Consider the following 629-nt stretch of genomic DNA (forward strand, 5'->3'; position numbering starts at 1 on the left):
AAGTTTAGAGTCTTCTCCTACAAAGTCTTAAAACTTCTGGACAACAATTATGATGACTTGTTTCAAGGCGAATCATATCAAAGTCCACGCAAAAAACAATGTGCTCCATTTATATAAAATAGAGAGTACAGTTCATGATGAACAAAATTAGTATTTTGTTAGACGTAGCTGAGAGAGTATTAGCAATTATCCACTTCTTAGTATCTGAAGATTTTGAATTACCGACCGCTATCATTCAGATTTTCACTAAATTAGCTGCGTAAATTTGTGGTAAACAGCCCGTCAACGGGCTGTTTATAAAAACGTTTTTGAGGACAAGTGTATTCTGTTAAACGATCTTAAGTGCGTGGTGGCGCGTGAGCTGTTTGTGTAGCGAGTCTTTTAGCGCCATGCGTTCTACTTTGAGGTTGTGCATGCTGTCGTCATCGATAGGGCTGCCAGAGATTTCTAGCTGACGGATGTCGTAGTCGAGTTGGTGGTATTTCTGCATGTCTGCTTTGAATTTTTCGTCGTCGTGGTTGAGCTGAACAATGTCTAATTTAAGATCTGGGAAATCTAAGATAAAGGCATGGTTTTCATTGAGCATTGGCACTTCCTCTCTAGTCGGATTTTTAGGGCGTGTTGATCTT

The 629-nt window shown here is 39.6% G+C and carries 1 protein-coding gene; it reads right to left on the reverse strand.

The features are described 5' to 3' along the window. Positions 1-328 precede the first annotated feature (328 nt). Positions 329-586 (reverse strand): YdcH family protein, encoded by a 258-nt coding sequence (locus AB4653_RS20005; protein ID WP_010432560.1) that lies wholly within the window; start codon positions 584-586, stop codon positions 329-331. Between the last annotated feature and the right edge of the window lie 43 nt (positions 587-629).

It is taken from the genome of Vibrio sp. 10N.222.48.A3, from assembly GCF_041475345.1.
GTDB lineage: Bacteria > Pseudomonadota > Gammaproteobacteria > Enterobacterales > Vibrionaceae > Vibrio > Vibrio tasmaniensis_A.